General features: G+C 66.2%; 23 protein-coding genes. 21 read left to right on the top strand and 2 right to left on the bottom strand.

Annotation, left to right across the window (positions count from 1 at the left end; genetic code table 11):
* Positions 1-4: 4 nt before the first annotated feature.
* From SR882_RS09780 to SR882_RS09725, 12 genes are all read left to right on the top strand, one after another.
* Positions 5-187: a DUF2065 domain-containing protein gene (locus SR882_RS09780; RefSeq protein ID WP_322521058.1), complete on the top strand. Its 183-nt coding sequence runs from the start codon at positions 5-7 to the stop codon at positions 185-187.
* 152 nt (positions 188-339) lie between these two features.
* Positions 340-1,530 carry an ATP phosphoribosyltransferase regulatory subunit gene (locus SR882_RS09775; RefSeq protein WP_322521057.1) on the top strand — a complete coding sequence of 397 codons (1,191 nt, stop codon included), beginning with the start codon at positions 340-342 and terminating at the stop codon, positions 1,528-1,530.
* Entirely contained in the window at positions 1,523-2,818 is a 1,296-nt protein-coding gene (locus SR882_RS09770; RefSeq protein ID WP_322521056.1) for an adenylosuccinate synthase, read from the top strand. Before SR882_RS09775 ends, SR882_RS09770 begins: the two co-directional genes overlap by 8 nt.
* A 205-nt stretch (positions 2,819-3,023) precedes the next feature.
* Complete coding sequence (gene rpsP / locus SR882_RS09765; RefSeq protein ID WP_125197731.1) at positions 3,024-3,290, top strand: 30S ribosomal protein S16; 267 nt, start codon at positions 3,024-3,026, stop codon at positions 3,288-3,290.
* A gap of 3 nt (positions 3,291-3,293) precedes the next feature.
* The gene (gene rimM, locus SR882_RS09760) at positions 3,294-3,815 is read left to right on the top strand and encodes a ribosome maturation factor RimM (RefSeq protein WP_322521055.1); all 522 of its coding nucleotides are present in this window, start codon (positions 3,294-3,296) and stop codon (positions 3,813-3,815) included.
* A complete protein-coding gene (gene trmD, locus SR882_RS09755; protein ID WP_322521054.1) occupies positions 3,815-4,612 on the top strand; it encodes a tRNA (guanosine(37)-N1)-methyltransferase TrmD in 798 nt (265 codons plus the stop codon). Before rimM ends, trmD begins: the two co-directional genes overlap by 1 nt.
* Positions 4,609-4,956 (top strand): 50S ribosomal protein L19, encoded by a 348-nt coding sequence (gene rplS / locus SR882_RS09750; RefSeq protein ID WP_322521053.1) that lies wholly within the window; start codon positions 4,609-4,611, stop codon positions 4,954-4,956. Before trmD ends, rplS begins: the two co-directional genes overlap by 4 nt.
* 156 nt (positions 4,957-5,112) lie before the next feature.
* Positions 5,113-5,784: a DUF429 domain-containing protein gene (locus SR882_RS09745; protein WP_322521052.1), complete on the top strand. Its 672-nt coding sequence runs from the start codon at positions 5,113-5,115 to the stop codon at positions 5,782-5,784.
* 142 nt (positions 5,785-5,926) lie between these two features.
* On the top strand, positions 5,927-7,810 hold the full coding sequence (htpG, locus tag SR882_RS09740; protein ID WP_322521051.1) for a molecular chaperone HtpG: 1,884 nt from the start codon (positions 5,927-5,929) through the stop codon (positions 7,808-7,810).
* Between the two features lie 168 nt (positions 7,811-7,978).
* Positions 7,979-8,896 carry a UDP-3-O-acyl-N-acetylglucosamine deacetylase gene (gene lpxC, locus SR882_RS09735; RefSeq protein ID WP_322522413.1) on the top strand — a complete coding sequence of 306 codons (918 nt, stop codon included), beginning with the start codon at positions 7,979-7,981 and terminating at the stop codon, positions 8,894-8,896.
* Between the two features lie 184 nt (positions 8,897-9,080).
* A complete protein-coding gene (locus SR882_RS09730) occupies positions 9,081-9,584 on the top strand; it encodes a response regulator (protein ID WP_322521050.1) in 504 nt (167 codons plus the stop codon).
* Between the two features lie 52 nt (positions 9,585-9,636).
* Positions 9,637-10,194, top strand: coding sequence for a flavin reductase family protein (locus SR882_RS09725; protein ID WP_322521049.1), 558 nt, complete (start codon positions 9,637-9,639; stop codon positions 10,192-10,194).
* A 56-nt stretch (positions 10,195-10,250) separates the two neighbouring features.
* On the opposite strand, the gene SR882_RS09720 is transcribed toward SR882_RS09725, so the two are convergent.
* Positions 10,251-10,703, bottom strand: coding sequence for a DciA family protein (locus tag SR882_RS09720; protein ID WP_322521048.1), 453 nt, complete (start codon positions 10,701-10,703; stop codon positions 10,251-10,253).
* Positions 10,704-10,968: 265 nt separating this feature from the next.
* Here SR882_RS09720 and secA point away from each other — a divergent pair, with 265 nt between their 5' ends.
* The 5 genes from secA to SR882_RS09695 are packed head-to-tail and all read left to right on the top strand — an operon-like array spanning position 10,969 to position 17,904.
* Positions 10,969-13,767, top strand: coding sequence for a preprotein translocase subunit SecA (gene secA, locus SR882_RS09715; RefSeq protein ID WP_322521047.1), 2,799 nt, complete (start codon positions 10,969-10,971; stop codon positions 13,765-13,767).
* Between the two features lie 44 nt (positions 13,768-13,811).
* Positions 13,812-15,134 carry a DUF945 family protein gene (locus tag SR882_RS09710; protein ID WP_322521046.1) on the top strand — a complete coding sequence of 441 codons (1,323 nt, stop codon included), beginning with the start codon at positions 13,812-13,814 and terminating at the stop codon, positions 15,132-15,134.
* 20 nt (positions 15,135-15,154) lie between these two features.
* A complete protein-coding gene (gene argJ, locus SR882_RS09705; protein ID WP_322521045.1) occupies positions 15,155-16,384 on the top strand; it encodes a bifunctional glutamate N-acetyltransferase/amino-acid acetyltransferase ArgJ in 1,230 nt (409 codons plus the stop codon).
* 5 nt (positions 16,385-16,389) lie between these two features.
* Positions 16,390-17,370: a thiamine phosphate synthase gene (locus SR882_RS09700; RefSeq protein ID WP_322521044.1), complete on the top strand. Its 981-nt coding sequence runs from the start codon at positions 16,390-16,392 to the stop codon at positions 17,368-17,370.
* Positions 17,371-17,403: 33 nt separating this feature from the next.
* A complete protein-coding gene (locus SR882_RS09695; protein ID WP_322521043.1) occupies positions 17,404-17,904 on the top strand; it encodes a hypothetical protein in 501 nt (166 codons plus the stop codon).
* Between the two features lie 186 nt (positions 17,905-18,090).
* Here SR882_RS09695 and SR882_RS09690 read toward each other — a convergent pair whose 3' ends face one another.
* Positions 18,091-18,639, bottom strand: coding sequence for a Smr/MutS family protein (locus tag SR882_RS09690; protein WP_322521042.1), 549 nt, complete (start codon positions 18,637-18,639; stop codon positions 18,091-18,093).
* 136 nt (positions 18,640-18,775) lie between these two features.
* On the opposite strand from SR882_RS09690, the gene surE reads away from it, so the two are divergent.
* From surE to SR882_RS09670, 4 genes are read left to right on the top strand one after another with little or no spacing between them, the layout of a single operon-like run.
* Positions 18,776-19,516, top strand: coding sequence for a 5'/3'-nucleotidase SurE (surE, locus tag SR882_RS09685; RefSeq protein ID WP_322521041.1), 741 nt, complete (start codon positions 18,776-18,778; stop codon positions 19,514-19,516).
* Between the two features lie 10 nt (positions 19,517-19,526).
* The gene (locus tag SR882_RS09680; RefSeq protein WP_322521040.1) at positions 19,527-20,180 is read left to right on the top strand and encodes a protein-L-isoaspartate(D-aspartate) O-methyltransferase; all 654 of its coding nucleotides are present in this window, start codon (positions 19,527-19,529) and stop codon (positions 20,178-20,180) included.
* Between the two features lie 36 nt (positions 20,181-20,216).
* Positions 20,217-20,798: a YqaA family protein gene (locus SR882_RS09675; RefSeq protein ID WP_322521039.1), complete on the top strand. Its 582-nt coding sequence runs from the start codon at positions 20,217-20,219 to the stop codon at positions 20,796-20,798.
* Between the two features lie 3 nt (positions 20,799-20,801).
* A complete protein-coding gene (locus SR882_RS09670; protein ID WP_322521038.1) occupies positions 20,802-21,563 on the top strand; it encodes a peptidoglycan DD-metalloendopeptidase family protein in 762 nt (253 codons plus the stop codon).
* Positions 21,564-21,616 lie beyond the last annotated feature (53 nt).

Genomic DNA, 21,616 nt, shown 5'->3' with positions numbered 1-21,616 from the left:
CGGCATGATGGACGACCTGCTGCGGGTGCTCGGCCTGGTGCTGATCATCGAGGCGCTGCTGCCGTTCATCAGCCCGCGCACCTATCGCCAGGCGGTCGCGCAGATCGCCCTGACGCCGGACTCACGCATGCGCGGGATCGCGCTGGTGATGCTGCTGATCGGGTTGGCGTTCTGGGTCTGGGGCTAGCGCCCGGGGCGCGTTGCCGAAACCATCTCGAATCAAGAACCCCAGCCCGGGCTGGGGTTTTTTGTGTGCGGCGTTTACAATACGCGGGTTTTGCCCCGTGCCGTGCCCGCCTCGGCCTTTCGTTCACGACACACGCGTATACCTGCAACAACATGAGCAATCAGTCCCCCTGGATTCTGCCGGCCGGCATCGACGAGGTCCTGCCGCTGCAGGCATGCCGCATTGAGCGCGTCCGCACCCGGATGCTCGAAACCTTCGATCGTTGGGGGTACGAGCTGGTAGTGCCCCCGATGGTGGAATTCATCGACACCCTGCTGGTCGGTACCGGCGAGGATCTCGATCTCGAGACCCTCAAGGTCACCGATGGCCTCTCGGGGCGCCAGTTGGGCGTGCGTGCCGACATGACGCCGCAGGTCGCGCGCATGGATGCCCACAGCCTGCCGTCGGTCGACGAACGCCGGCTGTGTTACATCGGCACCGTGATTCGGGCCAAGACCGACGGGCTGGGTGGTTCGCGAGCGCCGATGCAGGTGGGCGCCGAGCTGTTCGGTAGCGACGGGCCGGAGGCGGACGTCGAGGTCATCTCGCTGATGACCGAGGCGCTGGCGGTGGGTGGTTGCGAGGCAATCACGCTCGACCTGGGTCACGTGGGGGTCTTCCGGGCGCTGGTGCGCGCCGCTGGACTCGACGGGGGGCGCGAGGATCAGCTGCGTGACGCGCTTACCCGCAAGGCGATTCCCGAAATCCGCCAGACGTTGGTCGACTGGTCGCTCGACGCGGCGCTGGCCGAGGCAATCGAGGCGTTGTGCGACCTGCACGGTCCTTGGCAGGCGACGATCGATCAGGCCAAGCAGCGCTTGAATGGCTTGCTGGATGCCGAGGGGCAGGCAGCGCTCGAGCGGCTGGCGACGGTGGCCGAGGCCATTGAGGCGCGGGTCGCCGGCGAGGTGCTGGTCGACCTTTCCGAACTGCATGGCTATCACTACCAGACCGGACTGGTCTACGCGGCCTACTCGCCGCGCATGGGGCGAGAGATCGCCCGCGGCGGTCGCTACGACGACATCGGCCGGGTGTTCGGGCGATCGCGCCCGGCGCTGGGGTTCTCCCTCGATCTGCGTGACCTCCTGGGTCAGAGTGATGACGAGGCGCCCGCGCGGCAAGTGGTCTACGCGCCGGCACGACTCAACGACATGGCCCTCGACCGGGCCGTGGGCGAGCTGCGTGAGCAGGGCTATCGCGTGATCACGACGAAATCGATTCCCGAGGGTGCGCCACGACTGGCCGCCGTCGGTGACGGACAGACACAAACTTGGCAGCTAACGGGTGAATTGGACCATGGGTAAGAGTGTGGTCGTCCTCGGGTCCCAGTGGGGCGACGAGGGCAAGGGCAAGGTCGTCGACCTGCTGACGGAAAACGTTGGCGCCGTCGTGCGCTTCCAGGGCGGGCATAACGCCGGTCACACGCTGGTGATCGACGGCGAGAAGACCGTCCTGCACCTGATCCCCTCGGGCATCCTGCGCGAAGGCGTCAAGTGCCTGATCGGCAATGGCGTGGTGCTCGCCCCGGATGCGTTGATCGAGGAGATCGAGCAGCTCGAGTCGCGCGGCGTGCCGGCCTCCGATCGCCTGATGCTCTCGGAGGCCTGCCCGCTGATCCTGCCGCATCACGTCGCCCTGGATAAGGCGCGCGAGCATGCCCGCGGCGAGCAGAAGATCGGTACCACCGGCCGCGGTATCGGTCCGGCGTACGAGGACAAGGTTGCCCGTCGCGGCATCCGGCTGGAGGACATCTTCCACCGCGAGCGCCTGGCCGCGAAGCTCGGCGAGGTGCTCGACTATCACAACTTCGTGTTGCGCCAGTACTTCGGCGCCGAGCCGATCGACTTCCAGCAGACGCTCGATCGGCTGCTGGCCCAGGCCGAGATCCTGGCGCCGATGGTGGGTGATGTGCCGGGCACGCTCGCGAGAATGCGTGCCGAGGGCCGCAACCTGATGTTCGAGGGGGCCCAGGGCACGCTGCTGGACATCGATCACGGCACCTACCCGTACGTGACCTCGTCCAACACCACGGCCGGCGGGGCCTCCACCGGTAGCGGCGTGGGGCCGCTGGAGCTCGACTACGTGTTGGGTATCACCAAGGCCTACACCACGCGCGTGGGTGGCGGGCCGTTTCCGACCGAGCTGGAGGATGCCATCGGCGAGCGGCTGGCCGAGCGTGGTCACGAATTCGGCTCGACCACCGGCCGGGCGCGTCGCTGCGGCTGGTTCGATGCCGTCGCCCTGCGTCGCGCGGTCCAGATCAACAGCCTGTCGGGCCTGTGTCTGACCAAGCTCGACGTGCTCGACGGCATGGAAGAGGTGCGGATCTGCATCGGCTACGAGATCGACGGCCAACGCATCGAGAGTGCGCCGTTCTCGGCCGACACCTACTCGCGCTGCGTGCCCATTTACGAGTCGATGCCCGGTTGGCAGCAAACCACTGTCGGCGTGAAGGATGTCGATGGCCTGCCGGAAGAGGCGCGGGCCTACATCCGTCGTATCGAGGAGTTGACCGGCACGCCGGTCGACCTGATTTCGACCGGCCCGGACCGCGAGGAAACCATCGTCCTGCGGGATCCCTACGACGCCTAATCACGTCCGCCCCATCGCGATTCGAGGTGCCCACCCTAAAATCGGTGGGTCGCAGGTCTTTATTTCTGCGTAAAAATCCGTAAAATCGCGCCACTTGAATTTCCCTCGGTGAATTGCCGAGGCTGCGAGATCGACCAAATGCATGGTCGGCGTCGTTGTCGACGCAGTCTGGCAGTCACTACTCCAACAGGAATCGTTAAGCGTTATGGTCAAGATTCGTCTGGCTCGTACTGGTGCCAAAAAGAAGCCCTTCTACCACGTCGTCGTCACCGACAAGCGCAACGCGCGTGACAGCGGCTCGTACGTCGAGCGTCTCGGGTTCTTCAACCCGGTAGCCCGTGGTCAGGAAGAGCGCCTGCGCCTGGACCTCGATCGCCTGGCCTTCTGGCAGGAGCGTGGTGCCCAGACCAGCGAGCGCGTCGCTTCCCTGGTTCGCCAGAGCAAGAAGCAGGCGACGGCCGCCGCCGAGTAAGCGGTGACGGCGTCGACGGGGCCGGTCGATCCGGTCGTCATTGCCCAGCTGGGTCGTCCCTACGGGATCAAGGGCTGGATATGGCTGCAGGTGTTCACTCGGCCGATCGAGAACATCCAGCGTTACCGTGACGTCTACCTGCGCACCGAGCGCGGCGAAACGCGCCCGGCGCAGATCGAGAAGCTGACGGTCCATCCCAAGGGAGTGACCATCAAGCTGGCCGGGGTCGACGACCGTACGGCAATCGAATCGCTGGCCCGGGCCGAGATGCTGGTGGGGCGCGACGCGCTGCCGCCGGCCGGCCCGAACGAATACTACTGGCGTGACCTGATGGGTTGCGAGGTGGTGCATCTCTCCGGCCAGGTGCTGGGCGAGGTGCGAGACATCATGGAGACCGGGGCGAATGACGTGCTGGTCGTGCAGGGAGATCGGGAACGCTTGATTCCCTTCCTTCCTGACGAGGTCATCCGGGGTGTCGATCTCGATGCCCGTCGAATCGAGGTCGACTGGGACCCCGATTTCTGATGCAGATTTCGGTGGTGACCCTGTTCCCCGAACTGGTGAGCGCGGGGAACCGCTGCGGCATGGTCCGCGCCGCGATCGAGAAAGGGCGCCTGACCGTGGCGGGCTACAATCCGCGCGACTGGTCGGCGGACCGCAATCGTCGGGTCGACGACCGTCCCTTCGGGGGCGGGCCGGGGATGCTGTTGCAGCCCGGGCCGATCAGCGGCGCGATCGACGCTGCCGTCGACGAGGACGGGGGGACGCGACCGCTGGTCGTGGCCCTCTCGCCGCAGGGTCAAAGGCTCGACAGGCACGTGATTGCCGATTGGGCCGAGCGTGAACAGCCGCTGGTGCTTGTCTGCGGTCGTTACGAGGGCTTTGATCAGCGCCTGCTCGACTCCCGGGTGGACGTCGAGTATTCCCTCGGCGACCTGGTGCTCTCGGGTGGCGAGCTGGCGGCGATGGTGGTCGTGGACGCGATTGCCAGGCGCCTGCCCGACGTGGTCGGGGACGCCCAGTCGGTGGTCGAAGACTCCTTCGAGGCCGACCGGCTGGACCACCCGCACTACACGCGGCCGCCGGAGTGGGAAGGACGCGGGGTGCCCGCGGTGCTCTCCAGCGGCGACCATCGGCGGATCGCCGAGTGGCGATCGGAGCAGGCGCTGATGACCACGGCCCGGCGACGACCGGACCTATTTTTGCAACACGGGCCGACCGACAACGAACGGGCGGCACTGGAAAGACACTGGCTCGCGGGCAGCAATGACAACCCCGGGCAGCCAACAGACACGCGATTGATAACAGGTGGCGGAAAATGAGCGAGATCATCCAGAAAATCGAAGCCGAGCAAATGACCCGCGAGGTGCCGGAATTCGGCCCCGGCGACACGGTTTCCGTCGACGTACGGGTAAAGGAAGGTGACCGCGAGCGTCTGCAGGCGTTCGAGGGTGTCGTGATTGCCATGCGCAACCGCGGCCTGAACTCGTCGTTCACCCTGCGCAAGATCTCCTACGGCGAGGGCCTGGAGCGCGTCTTCCAGACCTACAGCCCGCAGATCGCCGCGATCAACGTCAAGCGTCGCGGTGACGTTCGTCGTGCCAAGCTGTACTACCTCCGTGGTCGTACCGGCAAGGCCGCCCGCATCCGCGAGCGTCTGGGCTGATTCGGCCCCGGTCGACGAAACGAACCCCCGCACCTTCGGTGACGGGGGTTTCGCTTTTTGTGGGATGGTGCAAAAACGGGAAGCGCCGGGGAGAAATGCCATGAGCGCGCACTGGATCGTCGGCATCGACGGCTGCCCGGGTGGCTGGGTGGCTGGGTGGCGGTAGCCCAGCCGGAACACCCCGGTGTGGCTGACGAGGTGCGGGCGATGGTGGCTCCGGACCTCGAGGGCGTGCTGGCCTCTTTCGGTGACATTCGGCTCGCGAGCATCGATATGCCCATCGGCCTGTCCGAGGGGGAGCCCCGCGATTGCGACCTGACGGCGCGCGACCGGTTGGGTGCAAGGCGGGCGTCGGTGTTTCCGGCACCGTTGCGTCCCGCGTTGGCCGCGGCGACTCATGCCGAGGCATCCGACCTCTCCCGGCGCGTCAGCGGTCGGGGGATCTCCGTGCAGGCCTGGAATCTATTTCCCCGGGTGCGCGAGGTCGATGCGTTCCTGGGCGAACAGGAGGTCTGGCGCGAGCGGCTGGTCGAGGTGCATCCCGAGCTTTCGTTTCTCGCCATGAACGAGGGTGTCCCTTTGCCCGCCTCCAAGCACCGTATCGACGGCATCTATCGCCGGCGTGATCTGGTGGCCGATGCGTTCGGCATGGCGGCGGTCGAGTCCGCGGTGGCCCAGCTGGCCGGTACCCGGGTCAAGGAGGACGACATGCTCGATGCCTTTGCCGTGCTCTGGAGCGCGCATCGCTGGGCGAGCGGCAACGGCGTGTGTCTGCCATCCGAGCCACCGCTGGATGCCTGCGGCCTGCCGATGCGGATTACCTTCTGATCCGCATGCGTCGGGCGGCTTTCCCCTGGGACTTGAAATCCCGCCCGATGTCCCTATCTCCACGGCGTTGATGGCGCCCGGCCCCTTGCCGGCCGCTGTCGTACCGAACCCAATCCGAGTGACAAGACGGAGACCCGCTTCCATGAGTCAAGCCCAGACGCATGCCTTCCAGACCGAGGTGAAGCAGCTGCTTCGCCTGATGATCCATTCGCTGTACTCCAACCCGGAGGTGTTCCTCCGCGAGCTGATCTCGAATGCATCGGATGCCTGCGACAAGCTGCGTTTCGAGGCCCTTGCCGACGATGGCCTCTACGAAGACGACAAGGACCTGCGCGTTCGGGTGACCTTCGACAGCGAGGCCAAGACCGTCACGATCGACGACAACGGCATCGGCATGAACCACGAGGAGGTGGTCGAGCACATCGGCACCATTGCCCACTCGGGCACCAAGGCGTTCCTCGAGCAGCTCGAGGCCGGCAAGAAGCAGGATCTCCAGCAGATCGGCCAGTTCGGCGTGGGCTTCTACTCGGCCTTCATCGTCGCCGACCACGTCGAGCTGACCACCCGCCGCGCGGGCGTCGGCGCCGAGCACGGCGTGCGCTGGACCTCCAGCGGCGAGGGTGAGTACACCATCGAGACGGTCGACAAGCCCGAGCGCGGCACCCGCATCGTCTTGCATCTGCGCGAGGACCAGCAGGAATTCGCCGACGACTTCCGTCTGCGCTCGGTGATCCGCAAGTACTCCGACCACATCAACTTCCCCGTCCAGATGTGGGTGGCGCCCAAGACCGAGAAGGACGATGAGGGCAACGAGACCGAGATCCCGGGTCGCTGGGAGACGGTGAATGATGCCAACGCACTGTGGACCCGCCCCAAGAGCGAGATCACGGACGAGGAGTACACCGAGTTCTACAAGCACGTCTCGCACGACTGGGAGCCGCCGCTGACCTGGGCGCACAACCAGGTCGAGGGCAAGGTCGAATACACCTCGCTGCTCTATGTCCCCAAGCGCGCGCCGTTCGACCTGTTCGAGCCCGAGCAGAGCCATGGTGTGAAGCTGTACGTCAAGCGCGTGTTCATCATGGACGACGCCGACAAGCTGATGCCGCGCTACCTGCGCTTCGTTCGCGGCGTGATCGACTCGGCCGACCTGCCGCTGAACGTCTCGCGCGAGATCCTGCAGTCCAATCGCGTGCTCGACACCATCCGTTCAGGGTCGGTCAAGCGCGTGCTCTCGCTGCTGGAGAAGATGGCCAAAAACGAGGCCGAGAAGTATGCCGAGTTCTGGCAGACCTTCGGCCGCGTGCTGAAAGAGGGCGTCGGCGAGGATGCTGCCAACAAGGAGAAGATTGCCGGCCTGCTGCGTTTCGCCTCCACGAAAGGAGAGGGCGACGAGGAGACGGTCTCCTTGGCCGACTACATCGAGCGGATGCCCGAGGGCCAGGACGAGATCTACTACATCATCGCCGACTCCTACCAGGCGGCGCTCGCCTCGCCGCACCTGGAGATCTTTCGCAAGAAGGGCATCGAGGTGCTGCTGCTCTCCGATCGCGTCGACGAGTGGGTCATGGCCCACCTGACCGAATTCGAGGGCAAGACGCTCAAGTCGGTCACCAAGGCCAAGATCGACGTCGACGAGGAGGAAGAGGACGAGTCCGAGGAAGAGAAGCAGGAGCACGAGGCGCTGATCAAGCGTCTCAAGGACACCCTGGGCGAGGAGGTCAAGGACGTGCGTCGTTCGCGGCGCCTGGTCGAATCCCCGGCCTGCCTCGTGACCGACGAGGGCGATGTCAGCCTGCACCTGCAGCGCATCCTCGAGCAGGCCGGTCAGGCGATGCCCGAGAGCAAGCCGATCCTCGAGATCAACCCGGATCACCGTCTGCTCAAGCAGGCCGAGGGTGAGGCCGACGAGGCGCGCTTCGCCGACATCGCCCATGTGCTCTACGGCCAGGCGATGCTGGCCGAGGGCGGCAAGCTGGGCGACTCGGCCGACTTTGTCAGCCGGTTGAACCGTCTGCTCGCCTGACGGTCCAACCAATCAGTGAATGCCATCAGACGGACCCCCCGGCACCCCCGGGGGTCTTTCTTTTGGGACGGTCGGTCGCAATGGGGGTAAATCCGCGGTCATGCCGTGTTTTTTCGCATCCATTAGCGTGCGATAATTACCCGATTTACCAGCTTGGGTTCTTCGATCTTGGTTCAGCAACGCACACTCCGCAACACCATTCGCGCCACGGGGATCGGCCTGCACACCGGCGAGCAGGTCCGCCTGACGCTGCGCCCGGCGCCCGTGGACAGCGGTATCGTCTTTCACCGAGTGGACCTCGGGAACGATGCGACCATTCCGGGGCACGCCTTCAATGTCGGCGAGACCCAGCTGTCCACCACCCTGGTCAAGGACGGTGTGAAGATATCCACGGTCGAGCACCTGATGTCGGCGCTGGCCGGTTTGGGTATCGACAACTGCGTGGTCGAGATCGACGGCCCGGAAATGCCGATCATGGACGGCAGCGCCAGCCCGTTTGTCTTCCTGATCCAGTCGGCAGGCATCGAGGAGCAGGACGCCCACAAGCGTTTCATCCGCATCCTCGAGCCGGTCGAGGTGATCGACGGTGATCGCTGGGTGCGCTTTGACCCGCACGAGGGCTTTCGCGTCGCGATGTCGATCGACTTCAACCACCCGGTGCTCGACAAGTCGGCGCGCTTGGCCGAGATCGATTTCTCCTCGACCTCCTTCGTCAAGGAAGTGGCCCGGGCACGGACCTTCGGCTTCATGAGCGATCTGGAGATGATGCGCTCGCGCAATCTCGCGCTGGGCGGCTCGGTGGACAACGCCATCGTCGTCGGCGAGGAGCACATCCTCAACGAGGACGGGCTGCGCTACGGCGACGAGTTCGTCAAGCACAAGATCCTCGATGCCATCGGCGATCTCTATCTGCTCGGCTGCAGCGTGATCGGCAGTTTCACCGGTCACAAGTCGGGCCATGCGCTGAACAACCAGCTGCTGCGGGCGCTGTTGGCGAAGGAGTCGGCCTACGAGGTGGTGACCTTCGAGAACGAGGAGCCGCCCCCGGTGTCGTTCTCCCGCCCGGCGGCCCAGATCGCCGAGTAAGGATAGGGACTGACAAGACCCGGTTTGCGCCGGGTCTTCCTTTTGCTGGCGACCGGAGATGGCTGCCCGGTGGACAGCAGCGGCGGCGTGGGTAACACTACGTCGCGATTTGTTTCGACAGGATCGTCGAACGTGCGCCGGCCGGGAAGGCCGGTGCGATCAACCAACCACAAGGAGATGTGTCATGGGCTACATGCGTCGCATGAGCGGCCTGTTGGGGCTGCGGAAATCTGGGGATCGTCGTCGGGCGCGCCGTTACGAGGCGCCGCGAGGATGCCGCATCCTGGTGATCGATGACTCCAAGACCGTGGTCAAGATCCTGAGCCGGATGCTCAGCCAGAACGAGTATGAACCGATCGCCGCCGGCGATGCCGAATCGGGTCTGCAGCTGGCGCGCCAGTACCCACCGGACCTGATCTTCCTCGATATCCTGCTTCCCGGCATGAACGGCTTTGCCGCCCTGCGCCGCCTGCGCCAGGATCCGGCGACCGCCAAGGTGCCGGTCATCATGATCAGTGGCGACGAGCAGTCGATGGCCCGCATGGTGCTCGACCGGCTCGGCTCGGACGACTTCATGAAAAAGCCCTTTGGTCGCGCCGACGTCTTCACGCGTATCGAGGGACTGGTGCGCCGCGGGCGGCTGCCGGCCCGGTCCAAGCCGTCCGCCTTCGACTGGCACGCCCTCTGAGGATCAGGCTGGGCGCGGGGCAGGTGTCTCCTGCCTGATCTAAGGTCCGGGCATGGACAGGCCGTCAAAAGTCGATTTCCCGGTGGAGAAGGTCCGCCGCTACCTCGAACCCGGTCCCGTGGTGCTGGTTTCCTCGGCCTGTGACGGCGAGCGCGACATCATGACCCTGGGCTGGCATACCGTGATGGCGTTCTCGCCCTCCACGGTCGGCTGCGTGATTGCCGCAGGCAACCACAGCTTCGACCTGGTTCGCCGCTCCGGCGAATGCGTGATCAACCTGCCGACGGCGGACCTGATCGACGAGGTCATCGGTGTCGGCAATACCAGCGGTGAGCTGATCGACAAGTTCGAGCGTTTCCATCTGACCGCCGAACCGGGTGGGTCCGTGGCGGTGCCCCGTGTGGCCGAATGCCACGCCAATTTCGAATGCCGGCTGGTCGACGATCGGCTGGTGGAAGACCGCAACTTCTTCGTCTTCGAGGTCGTCCTCGCCCGCGTTGCCCCCGAGCCGGTCTATCCGGAGACCCTCCACTACACCGGTGACGGCGTGTTCATGGTTTCCGGTCAGACCATTGACCGCCGAGACCAGTTCTTGCCCCAGATGCTCTGAGCATTGTCGCGGGGCAGGGCGGTCGTGCCAGCCACGATCATTGCCTTGGCCGTCGATTAATCCTGCGTCGGCTTGATCGCCTGGGAAAGCCGCTCCAATGCCCGCGAAAGGTCACTGCCCGACTGCGCCTCCGCCAGGTAGTGCAGTGCCTGGCTGCCCGCCTGCGAGGCGGGTCGATCATGGTCGCGAGGCTTCGGTCTCATCGGGGGGCGGCCGGAGGTGATGCGCACCCGGATGCTCGCCGGTCGCGGGGCGCCGGGGTGTGCCTCGAGTGCCTTGTGCAATCGGGCAAGCAGATCGGGGGCCTCGAAACGCAGCCGGCTGGCGACCGCCGCGCTGGGCACGCCGATGGTCAGCGTCTGTTCGTTGACATTGAGCACCTGCACGCTCATTCCGGAACGGCCCGGCACCAGGCCGTCGACGATTGCCTGGTAGCCCCGGATCAGGGCCACCCGGTCGAGAATGCCGGCCAGCGTGGGGTTGTTCAGGCGGTAGCGTTCCAGATTCATCGCGCGGCCTTTCGTGACGGGGTTGTGACGGGCGCGGGGCCGGGCGTGGGGCACGGCTCGCCGCCTATCATTATCCACGCATCTGCCGTAAGATTCAGCGCATTTGCCAAGGAACTGCCCGCGGATCCGCTCCGCCGCTTTTTCGGCACGCCGAGCCCTCGGACCGGTCGCGTTTCGCAGCGCCGTCGGGGCGCTCGGCGACCACGGTGGTTCCTCATTTTTCGCGCGCCGCATTGGCGTGGTTTGTCGAAACACGGGATAGGACATGATTGGATCGCTTGCAGCCAAGGTTTTCGGTACGCGCAATGACCGTCAGGTCAAGAAGCTCAGGAAACGCGTCACGGAGATCAATGCCCTCGAGGAGGCGACCCAAGCGCTATCCGACGATGAGCTGAAAGGACGTACCGAGGAGTTCCACCAGCGCTGGGCCGATGGCGAGAGCCTCGATTCCCTGCTGCCCGAGGCCTTTGCCGTCTGCCGCGAGATGAGTCGGCGCGTGATGGGCATGCGCCACTTCGACGTGCAGCTGATCGGCGGCATGGTGCTCCACGAGGGCAAGGTCGCCGAGATGAAGACCGGTGAGGGCAAGACCCTGGTCGCGACCCTGGCCGTCTACCTCAACGCCATCACGAAAAAGGGCGTGCACGTGGTGACGGTCAACGACTACCTGGCCAAGCGCGATGCCGAATGGATGGGGCGCGTCTATACCGCGCTGGGCCTGACCGTGGGTACGGTCGTGCCCGGGATGGACGCACGCGCCAAGCGCGACGCCTATTACTGCGACGTCACCTATGCGACCAACAACGAGCTCGGCTTCGACTACCTGCGCGACAACATGGCCTTCTCCGCCGAGCAGATCATGCAGCGCGAGCCGGTCTTCGCGATCGTCGACGAGGTCGACTCGATCCTGATCGACGAGGCGCGCACGCCGTTGATCATCTCCGGCCCCGCCGCCGACTCCTCCGAGACCTACCACACCATCAACGGCCTGATCCCCGAGCTCAAGCGTCAGGCACGTGAAGAGCCCAAGGACGACGAGCCGCCGCTGACCGACGAGGAGCGTGGCGACTTCACCGTCGACGAGAAGAACAAGCAGGCCTTCCTCACCGAGCAGGGCTTCGACAAGGCCGAGGAATTGCTGATCCAGGCCGGTCTGCTCGAGGAAGGCGAGTCGCTGTACGACTCGCACAACATCATGCTGCTCTCGCACCTGACCTCGGCCCTGCGCGCGCATGCGATCTACAAGCGCAACGTCGACTACATCGTCAAGGGCGACGACGTGATCATCGTCGACGAGTTCACCGGCCGGACGCTGGCCGGTCGTCGCTGGTCGGAAGGCCTGCACCAGGCCGTCGAGGCGAAGGAAGGGGTGACGATCAAGCCCGAGAACCAGACGCTCGCCTCGATCACCTTCCAGAACTACTTCCGTCTCTACCCCAAGCTGGCCGGCATGACCGGCACGGCGATTACCGAGGCGCGCGAGCTGGGCGAGATCTACGGCCTGGACGTGATCCAGATCCCGACCAACCGTCCGATCCAGCGGATCGACCACGGTGACCTGGTCTTCCTCACCGCCGAGGAGAAATACGGGGCCATCACCAAGGACGTGCAGGCGGCCCGCGACCGCGGTCAGCCCACCCTGGTGGGCACCGCCTCCATCGACGCCTCCGAGATCGTATCCGAGGCGCTGCAGCAGGCCGGCATCCCGCATAACGTCCTCAACGCCAAGAATCACCTGAGCGAAGCGGAGATCATTGCCGAGGCCGGGCGTCCGGGGGCGGTGACCATCGCCACGAACATGGCCGGCCGCGGCACCGACATCGTGCTGGGCGGCAACCTCGAGCAGGAACTCCACGATCTCGGGCCGGATGCCAGCGAGGAAGCGCAGCACGAGGTCGAGGCCTCGTGGCAGCAGCGCCACGAGGCGGTGCTCGAATCCGGCGGCCTGCACGTGGTCGGCACCGAGCGTCACGAATCCCGCCGGGTCGACAACCAGCTGCGTGGTCGCGCCGGTCGTCAGGGCGACCCGGGCTCGACCCGGTTCTTCCTCTCCCTGGAAGACAATCTGATGCGGGTGTTCGCCTCCGACCGCGTCTCCGGGCTGATGAAAAAGCTGGGCATGAAATCGGGCGAGGCGATCGAGCACCCCTGGGTCTCGCGCGCCATCGAGAATGCCCAGCGCAAGGTCGAGGGCCACAACTTCGACATGCGCAAGCACCTGCTCGATTACGACAACGTTGCCAACGAGCAACGCAAGGTCATCTACGAGCAGCGCCGTGCCGTCATGGCGACCACCGACACCAGCCCGATCATCGAGTCGATGCGCCGCGAGGTGCTTGCCGACCGGTTCCGCCGTTACGTGCCGTTCGGTGCGCTCGAGGAAATGTGGGATGTCGAGGGCCTGACCGCCCACCTGAAGGAGGACTTCGGCCTCGATTTGCCGATCCAGAAATGGCTCGACGAGGATGACGACCTCCACGACGAGACGCTGCTGGAGAAGATTATCGACACCGCCCAGCGTCACTACCAGGCGAAGGAAAAGCTGGTGGGCGAGGACAATCTGCGCCAGTTCGAGAAGGGCGTGCTGCTGCAGGTGCTCGACGCGCAATGGAAGGATCACCTGGCGGCGATGGACTACCTGCGCCAGAGCATCGGCCTGCGCGGCTACGCGCAGAAGAACCCGACGCAGGAGTACAAGCGCGAGGCGTTCGAGATGTTCGGCAAGATGCTCGACGACATGAACTACGAGATCGTCCGCACGCTGACCCGCCTGCAGATCGCCGCGCCCGAGGGCATGGAGCAGGACGACATCACCTCCATGCTCGACGAGTTGGTCGACAACCCGCGCGTCGACCCGAGCCAGTTGCGTACCCGCCACGAGTCGGTCTCCACGTTCGCTGAGCCGGAAGAGCCGGCCGCCCCGGCCCGCCCGTCGGGACAGGACGAGGCCGGCGGCGAGACACCCACCCGTCCGGTGCGTCGCGAGAACCCGAAGATCGGCCGTAACGACCCGTGTCACTGTGGTTCGGGCAAGAAGTACAAGCACTGCTGCGGCAAGCTCTGAGGGCGGTTTTACCCGCCGAGAAATATCTGATCAGGAGACAGGGAATGAAACGTCTGATTCTTGCCGTGGTGGTCGTGGTCGCGGCCATCCTTGCCGCCGCCCCGTTCGTTACCGGACATGTGATGGAACGCACCCTGGCCGAGGTCGAGGGCTTCCCGGGCACGCGTGATGCGATGGAACTGGAGGTGACCGACTATCAGCGCGGTTATCTCGAATCCCGGGCCGAGTCCGAGCTGCTGCTGCGCCTGCCCGAACAGGAGCCGGTGCGCGTGACGCTTACGCATCGCATCGACCAGATGCCGGGCATCGACGGGCGGTACGCCACCGTTCATACCACATGGGAGCCGACCGACCCCGAGCTCCGCGATTCCTTGGCCGAGGTGTTCGGTGACGATGCCGACTTCACCCTGGCTACCGCCCTGTACCCGACCGGTGCCAGCCATTCGACTGGTCGCATCCCGGCGGTCAAGCGCGATGGCGTCGACTTTTCCGGGGCGGACATCGCACTCGACACGACGGCCGCTGGTCACTTCGACTATCGCCTCGACGGCGAGCGGTTGGCCGTCGATGACAAGGCGGATGGCGTCGAGTCCGGCTCGGCCGTGGTTACCGAGGGGCTGCGCCTGATTGCCTCCGGGCAGGTCGCCGACGATGGATTCGTCTGGGACAGTGAAGGTCGGTTCGAGATCGATCGCCTCGAGATTGCCGAGGCGACCGGACAGGGTCGGGTCGAGGATTTCATCCTGCGGTTCGATTCGGCGCGTGACGAGGCTCAGTGGGGCTTTGCCGTTGCCTACGAGGTCGGCGAGGCCGTGGTCGAGGGCGAGGCATTCCGTGATGCCGAGATGCGGCTCGCGGTCGATCGTCTGGACGCCGCCGCGGTGCGTGCGCTGGTCGAACGGATGGAGACCTTGCAAGAGCTTGCGGCGCGCGGGGCATCGATCGACCAGGCCCTCACCGATGCCGTGGTTGCCGAACTGCCCGCCCTGCTGAGCCATGGGCCGCGCATCGCCATCGAGCCGTTGCGTGCCACCACCGCCGAGGGTGACACCGAGATCACGCTTGCCGCCGAATTGCCGGCCGGCGTGAGCAAGGGCGAGCCCAACCCGATGATGTGGATGGCGATGCTCAGTGCGCTGGTGATCGAGGGCAGCCTCGAGATGCCGCTGGCCTTGCTCGAGAAGTCCGCGGCGGCCCGTGGGCAGCGTGTCGGGATCGTCGAGGAGCAACTTGCTCCGTTGGTTGCCCAGGGCTGGGTCAGTGTCGAGGATGGCGTGGTCACTACCACCATCGACTTCCGACAGGGCAATCTCCAGCTCAACGGCACGTCGGCCAATCAATTGCTGAATATGGCGTTCGGCGGCTGAGCGGGAGGAGCATTCAAGGTATGAGCGTTGGATTGACCGCCCCGGCAGCCGGGGAATTGCAACCCATTCCCGGCATCCGCATCGGGATCACCCAGGCGGGTGTGCGCAAGGCCGATCGCGACGACCTGGCCGTGATGCTGTTGCCGGAAGGCGCGACCATGGCCGGTGTGTTCACGCAGAACCGCTACTGTGCTGCCCCGGTCATCATGTGCCGCGACCGGCGCGCGAGTGATGTTGCCCCGCGGGCGCTGGTGATCAATACCGGCAATGCCAATGCCGGCACCGGCCGTGACGGTATGAGCCGCGCCGAGTCGGTCTGCCACACGCTGGCCCACCGGCTGGGTTGCGACGACCGGGCCGTTTGGCCGTTCTCCACCGGGGTGATCATGGAAACCCTGCCGTCGGAGAAGATCATCGCCGCGCTGCCCGCGGCGGTCGCCGAGGCGGTCGAGGACAACTGGTTGCGGGCGGCCTCCGCGATCATGACCACCGACACCATCCCCAAGGGGCGCTCGCTGACCCGCGTGATCGGCGGCGCGTCGGTGACCATCACCGGGATCGCCAAGGGCTCGGGGATGATCCATCCCAACATGGCGACCATGCTCGGCTACATGGGTATCGATGCGCAGGTGCCCAAGCCCGTGCTGCAGGCGATGCTCGACGAGGTCACCCAGGAAAGTTTCAACCGGGTGACCGTCGACGGCGACACCTCCACCAATGATGCCTTCATGCTGATCGCCAACGGTCGGCCGGGCAGCCTCGAGGTGTCCGGCACCGACGACCCGAACTACGCGCCGCTGCGCGATGCCGTCGCCGAGGTGGCCGTGTTCCTGGCCCAGGCCCTGGCGCGTGACGGCGAGGGGGCGACCAAGTTCGTCACCATCGAGGTCAGCGGCGGACGCGACCGTGCCGAGTGCCGGCTGGTGGGCAAGGCCATTGCGCACAGTCCCTTGGTCAAGACGGCCCTGTTCGCCTCCGACCCCAATCTCGGGCGGATCCTTGCGGCCGTGGGTTACGCCGGTATCGACGACCTCGACGTCGGCAATGTCAGCTTGTGGCTGGGCGACGTGCGCGTGGTGGTCGATGGCGGCCGCGACCCGCATTACGTCGAGGCCCAGGCGGCCGCGGTGATGGCCGAGCCCGAAATCACCATGCATATCGATCTTGGCCGGGGTTCGGCTGTCGACCAGGTCTGGACCTGCGATTTCTCCTACGACTACGTCAAGATCAACGCCGAGTACCGTTCCTGAGCGCGATGGATCGGCCGCGTACCGACATCGTCCTGGGACTGCTGCGCGAGCCGAATGGTCGCGTCTGGGCGGAGATCCGCCCCGATGGCAAGCATCTGGCGGGGCTGCGCGCCTTTCCCGGCGGCAAGCGTCGGGACGACGAAACCCTGCGCCAGGCGCTGGCACGCGAGCTGGACGAGGAGATCGGTATCCGGGTGCGGCGCGCCCGGCGGGTGATCACGCTCAACTGGGATTATCCCGATCGCCGTCTGCGGCTGATCGGTTTCGAGGTCACCGATTGGGTAGGCGTGCCCCGCTCCGGGGAGGGGCAGGCGCTCGCGGCCGAACCGCTCGACCGGGACGCCCGGGCCGACTGGCTGGCCGCGATGCCGCCGGCCAACCGCGGCCTGGTCAACGCGCTGGTGTTGCCGCGCTGCCTGGCAATTACGCCGCCGGTCCGTGCCGACGGGCTGACCGGCTGGCAGGCGCGCCTCGAATCGCGGCTGCATTCGCTGCCCGCGCCGATGCTCGTCAACCTGCGCCCCGGTCCGGCGGTTGGGCAGGCGAGCGTGCCGTGGCCCGCGCTCGCCCGGGCGGTACTTGCCGCCGGTCACTGGCCGGTGGTCAACCCGCCCGCCGACCGGTCCTGGCCGGAGGGGCTCGACCCCCGGGTCGGCCTGCATCTCAATCATGCCCGGCTCATGTCGATGTCCGCCGGGCAGGTGCGGGACTGGCAGGCGCGTGGTCATCTGGTGACCGCGGCCGTGCACGATCAGGCCACCCTTGAGCGGGCGGTCGAACTGGCCGCCGACCTGGTGACCGTGTCGCCTGTCCGGGCCACCGCAACGCATCCCGGCGCCCGCGGCATGGGCTGGGCGGCGTTTGCCGAGCTGGCCGAGGCCGCCGCCATGCCGGTCTATGCGCTGGGCGGCGTGGTGGTGGGGGACCTGCCGCGCATTTGGCGTCGGGGGGGCTTCGGTGTGGCCTCGATTTCGGCCTTCTGGTGAAGGCGCCCCGGTCTGGAGGAACGACGAATGAGCATGAAACAAGCGAAATGGATGGTGGCCACGCTGCTGGTGTTGGGTGTGCTCACCTACCTCTGGGGGCGGGCGCCGGACAAGCTGACCACCGATACGCCGGTGAGCGGCTCGCTTAACGAAGTGCCCGCGCCGGCGGATTGCGAACTCAAGGGCGAAGGCTGCGAGATCGCCATCGACGGGCTGGGTTCGTTCCTCGTGCGCCTGCCCGAGACGGTCGTGCCGCTGGAGAAGGTGGTCTTCCGCGTCGTGCCCCAGGGCGAGGCGGCCAAGGCGGTTGGCGAGATCCGGGTCGACTTCGAGATGGTCGGCATGGACATGGGCATCAACGCCTACCGGTTGGACCGGCTGGCCGACGGCAGCTACCGTGAAGCGGTCATCCTGCCGGTCTGCACGACCGATCGCAGCGACTGGCGCGCCAACCTGAGCATTCACAGCACGGCGGGTGCGTACCTGGTGCGGCTGCCGTTCAGTGTCGATCGATCCCGTCCACGGGGTGACTAGGGCACCTCTGCACGAATCGATGGTGGCTCTGGCAATCCCCGCCAGGGCGGGCCGCCAAGGGACCACCTGCCTCAACGCGGCGCTTGCCAATGGCTACGGCCATTCACTGCGCACCGCGCCTTGCATCTGGCCCCTTGGCGGTCCCGCAGAGGCACTATCGATTCGTGCAGAGATTCCCTCGGAATCTCAGTCGCCCGGTCCGAGGCGCCGCAACAGGACGTAGAGCGCGCCCGTGCCGCCGTCGTGCGGCGGGGCGGAGCAGAAGGCGACCACATCGTCGCGCTGGGGCAGCCAGCGATTGAGCAGGGTCTTGAGTACCGGCTGGCCGTCCGCGGATCGGTAGCCCTTGCCATGGACGATGCGCACGCAGCGACGCATCTCACCGCGTTCGCTGCGGATGAAGGCGGCCACCTCGTTGCGGGCGCGGTCGACGGTCAGGCCGTGCAGGTCGAGTGACGCCGAGACACTGTAGCCGCCGCGCTTGAGCTTGCGCAGGATGGCCTTCTGTACCCCGGGGCGCAGGTACTGTACCTGTTCGCCCTGCTCGGGGGCGTCCGCGAGGTCGCTGACGGCAAACGCGTCGACCATCTCGTCGAAGCCCGGATCCCGCCGAGGGCGGGCGCTGACGCGGGGCCGTTCGGGTTCGACGCGCTCGTCCTCGACCGGCTCCACCGGGCCAACGGCGTCGAGGAACAGCGCGCGATCCTCGGGGTCGATGCGTGACTCGTCATTCATGGGCGCATGATAGCGCCCCGGTCCCGGTCGGTGCCATCGCACGGGCTGAATTGCCGCCCCGCAGGCGGTATCCTTGCGAGACCATCCCGTCGCGCCCCGGTGGGGGCGTGGCTTACGGAATCGAAACGAGCAATCCATGCATATTCTCTTAAGTAACGACGACGGCTATCTCTCACCGGGGCTGAACATCCTCGCCGAGCGCCTGGCCCGATTTGCCACCGTGACCATTGTCGCCCCGGACCGTGATCGCAGCGGGGCGTCCAACAGCCTGACGCTCTCCCGCCCGCTGCGTCCGCGCCAACTCGAAGAGCGACTCTGGGTCATCGACGGCACGCCGTCGGATTGCGTGCATCTGGGCATCAAGGGGCTGCTGCCCGAAATGCCCGACCTGGTGGTCTCGGGCATCAACCACGGTGCCAACCTGGGTGACGACGTGCTCTATTCCGGCACCGTCGCCGCGGCCAGTGAAGGCCGAGCGCTGGGTCTGCCGGCCATCGCGGTCTCCTGCCAGTCGTTCGCCCCGGAGTACCTGGAGTCGGCGGCGCACTGGGTCGAATGGCTGATTCGTCGGCTCGACAATCACCCGCTGCCGGCTTATACCCTGCTCAACGTCAATGTGCCGGACGCGCCGCTCGATCAGATCGGCGGTGTGCGCGCCACGCGCCTGGGGCGGCGCCATCCCTCCGGCCAGCTGGTCCGGGACACCGATCCGCGCGGACGCGAGATCGTCTGGATCGGGGCCGCCGGCGAGGCCGAGGATGCCGGCGAGGGCACGGACTTTCATGCCTTGTTGGGCGGTTGGGTATCGGTCACGCCGATCCATTTCGACATGACCCGTCACGAGGCGATGCCGTCGCTCGAGCAATGGCTGACCTGAGGGGCGGCCGGTGATCCGACGCAACTACCAATGGGCGCGCCAGACCATGCTCGAGCGGCTGGTGTCGCAGGGGGTCCGTGCGCAGCCGGTGCTCGACGCGATGGCCGCCGTCCCGCGCGAGGCCTTTGTCGACGAGGTGCAGAGCGTGCGCGCCTACGAAGACTGTTCGCTGCCGATCGGACAGGGGCAGACCCTGTCGCAGCCCTACATCGTCGCCCGGATGACCGAGCTGGTCATGTCAGGCGAGCGGCGATTGAGTCGCGTGCTCGAGGTCGGGACCGGCTCGGGTTACCAGGCCGCGGTACTAGCCCAGTTATGCCAGTCGGTGTTCACCGTCGAGCGTATCGGCGCCTTTCTCGACCAGGCCAAGGCCCGACATCGTGCGTTGGGATTGCTCAATATCCGCTACATGCATCGCGATGGCTTCAAGGGCTGGCCTTCGCAGGCGCCGTTCGAGGCCATCGTGGTGACCGCGGCCCCGGACGCCGTGCCCCCGGAACTCAAGGAGCAGCTCGCCGTCGGCGGGCGGCTGGTGATCCCGGTCGGGGCGCAGGGTGGCGGGCAGAAGCTGACCGTGATCACGCGGCTGGCCGACAACGAGTACCAGACGCGCTGGTACGATCTGGTCTCGTTCGTTCCACTTTTGCCAGGATCCCTTGCGTGACGGTCCCTGACATGAACCTGCCGGCATGAGGTGCCCATGAGGCTGTTCGGCCCACTGTATGACCGTGTCCTGGCCTGGTCGGCCCATCGCCGTGGGCCAGCCTTGCTCGGGGCACTGAGCTTTGCCGAGTCCTCGTTCTTCCCGATACCCCCGGACGTCATGCTCATGCCCATGGCGCTGGCCCGGCCGCGCTGCTGGTGGGGCTTTGCGTTGATCGCGACGCTGGGGAGTGTGCTCGGTGGGGTGTTGGGCTACCTGATCGGGTTCTGGGCGATCGAGGCGATCGAACCGTGGTTGACCCAGTCGCATTACGCCGAAGGGTTCGAGCGCGCCCGCGACTGGTTTGCTGATTGGGGGTTCTGGGCGGTGCTGGTTGCCGGCTTCTCGCCGATTCCCTACAAGGTGTTCACCATTGCCGCCGGGGCGTTGACGATGAATCCGCTCGGCTTCGTGGTTGCCTCGTTCGTCGGCCGCGGTGCGCGCTTTTTTCTCGTGTCGGGGCTGGTGGCCTGGGCCGGGCCCCGCGTCGCCCCGACGCTGCGCCGTTATATCGAATGGCTGGGGTGGCTGTTTGTCGCCCTGTTGCTGATTGCCATCGGTGCCTGGCAGCTGATGTAGCCCATGCGTATCCAGCCGCCCCTTCTCGTCTCGTCTCGTTTGCGCCGGCTGCTGGTGGCCGGCTTGCTGTCCGGACTGTTTGTGTTGAGCGGCTGCGCCACCCCCACCGACTACCGCAGCTGGGAGCGTGGCCAGCCGGTGTACTACGTCAAGGGCGGCGATACCCTCTATTCGATTGCCGTCGCCAACGATCTGGACTGGCAGCGTCTGGCTCGCTGGAACGGTATTTCCAACCCACGTCACCTCAAGATTGGCCAGCGTCTGCGTCTCAGCTCGCCGGGCGGCGGGACGAGCGTTGGGCGGACCAGCAAGGCGCCGAGCGCAAGCCGCCCGGAGAAAACGGCATCCAGTGGCTCACGGTCCTCCCGGGCCGTGCCGGCCGCCTCGCCGGTGGACTGGAAGTGGCCCTTGGAGGGGCGGGTATTGCATCGCTTCCCCGAGGGCGCTCCCGCCCAGAAAGGCGTGATCCTCGCCGCTGCCATCGGCACCCCGGTGCGTGCGGCCGCTGGCGGCAAGGTGGTGTATTCCGGCGATGGCTTGCCGGGCTACGGCAACCTCGTCATCGTCAAGCACAACGCCCAATGGCTCTCGGCCTATGCCTACAACAAGAGCCTGACCGTCTCGGAAGGGCAGCAGGTCCGCGTGGGGCAGACCATTGCCCGAGTCGGGCCTCGCGATCACCGCAAGCCGGATCAGGGCGGCCACCTCTTGTTCCAGATCCGGCGCCAGGGCAAGCCGGTCGACCCGGAGCGCTATCTGCCATAACCGGCCGTGCCGGACATCGCCCGCGTGGGTGTTTGGCGTCGCCCGTCTCAGCC

Source organism: Guyparkeria halophila (genome assembly GCF_034479635.1).
Lineage (GTDB): Bacteria > Pseudomonadota > Gammaproteobacteria > Halothiobacillales > Halothiobacillaceae > Guyparkeria > Guyparkeria halophila.
The sequence above is the reverse complement of the archived record's forward strand: the minus strand, read 5'-3'. Positions and strand labels throughout refer to the sequence as shown.

What these genes read in the sequence shown, in the direction of transcription:
- SR882_RS09780 (WP_322521058.1), top strand. Translation starts at nt 5, where the DNA reads ATGATGGACGACCTGCTGCGGGTGCTCGGCCTGGTGCTGATCATCGAG.
- SR882_RS09775 (WP_322521057.1), top strand. Translation starts at nt 340, where the DNA reads ATGAGCAATCAGTCCCCCTGGATTCTGCCGGCCGGCATCGACGAGGTC.
- SR882_RS09770 (WP_322521056.1), top strand. Translation starts at nt 1,523, where the DNA reads ATGGGTAAGAGTGTGGTCGTCCTCGGGTCCCAGTGGGGCGACGAGGGC.
- rpsP (WP_125197731.1), top strand. Translation starts at nt 3,024, where the DNA reads ATGGTCAAGATTCGTCTGGCTCGTACTGGTGCCAAAAAGAAGCCCTTC.
- trmD (WP_322521054.1), top strand. Translation starts at nt 3,815, where the DNA reads ATGCAGATTTCGGTGGTGACCCTGTTCCCCGAACTGGTGAGCGCGGGG.
- rplS (WP_322521053.1), top strand. Translation starts at nt 4,609, where the DNA reads ATGAGCGAGATCATCCAGAAAATCGAAGCCGAGCAAATGACCCGCGAG.
- htpG (WP_322521051.1), top strand. Translation starts at nt 5,927, where the DNA reads ATGAGTCAAGCCCAGACGCATGCCTTCCAGACCGAGGTGAAGCAGCTG.
- SR882_RS09730 (WP_322521050.1), top strand. Translation starts at nt 9,081, where the DNA reads ATGGGCTACATGCGTCGCATGAGCGGCCTGTTGGGGCTGCGGAAATCT.
- SR882_RS09725 (WP_322521049.1), top strand. Translation starts at nt 9,637, where the DNA reads ATGGACAGGCCGTCAAAAGTCGATTTCCCGGTGGAGAAGGTCCGCCGC.
- SR882_RS09720 (WP_322521048.1), bottom strand. Translation starts at nt 10,703, where the DNA reads ATGAATCTGGAACGCTACCGCCTGAACAACCCCACGCTGGCCGGCATT.
- secA (WP_322521047.1), top strand. Translation starts at nt 10,969, where the DNA reads ATGATTGGATCGCTTGCAGCCAAGGTTTTCGGTACGCGCAATGACCGT.
- SR882_RS09710 (WP_322521046.1), top strand. Translation starts at nt 13,812, where the DNA reads ATGAAACGTCTGATTCTTGCCGTGGTGGTCGTGGTCGCGGCCATCCTT.
- argJ (WP_322521045.1), top strand. Translation starts at nt 15,155, where the DNA reads ATGAGCGTTGGATTGACCGCCCCGGCAGCCGGGGAATTGCAACCCATT.
- SR882_RS09700 (WP_322521044.1), top strand. Translation starts at nt 16,390, where the DNA reads ATGGATCGGCCGCGTACCGACATCGTCCTGGGACTGCTGCGCGAGCCG.
- SR882_RS09695 (WP_322521043.1), top strand. Translation starts at nt 17,404, where the DNA reads ATGAAACAAGCGAAATGGATGGTGGCCACGCTGCTGGTGTTGGGTGTG.
- SR882_RS09690 (WP_322521042.1), bottom strand. Translation starts at nt 18,639, where the DNA reads ATGAATGACGAGTCACGCATCGACCCCGAGGATCGCGCGCTGTTCCTC.
- surE (WP_322521041.1), top strand. Translation starts at nt 18,776, where the DNA reads ATGCATATTCTCTTAAGTAACGACGACGGCTATCTCTCACCGGGGCTG.
- SR882_RS09675 (WP_322521039.1), top strand. Translation starts at nt 20,217, where the DNA reads ATGAGGCTGTTCGGCCCACTGTATGACCGTGTCCTGGCCTGGTCGGCC.
- SR882_RS09670 (WP_322521038.1), top strand. Translation starts at nt 20,802, where the DNA reads ATGCGTATCCAGCCGCCCCTTCTCGTCTCGTCTCGTTTGCGCCGGCTG.